1 rRNA gene is annotated in these 256 nt (G+C 52.7%); it reads left to right on the forward strand.

From position 1 onward, the window contains the following. Nucleotides 1-256 (forward strand): 23S ribosomal RNA (locus tag IB257_RS31465); the annotation flags it as partial.

The following is a 256-nucleotide window of genomic DNA, read 5'->3' on the forward strand; positions in this document are numbered from 1 at the left end:
ACAGTCAGGAGGTTGGCTTAGAAGCAGCCATCCTTTAAAGAAAGCGTAATAGCTCACTGATCGAGTCGTCCTGCGCGGAAGATGTAACGGGGCTAAGCGATAAACCGAAGCTGCGGGTGTGCACTTTTAGTGCACGCGGTAGGAGAGCGTTCTGTAAGCCTGCGAAGGTGGCTTGTAAAGGCTGCTGGAGGTATCAGAAGTGCGAATGCTGACATGAGTAGCGATAAAGGGGGTGAAAAGCCCCCTCGCCGTAAGT

Source organism: Achromobacter sp. ACM03 (assembly GCF_014851665.1).
Lineage (GTDB): Bacteria > Pseudomonadota > Gammaproteobacteria > Burkholderiales > Burkholderiaceae_B > Achromobacter > Achromobacter aegrifaciens.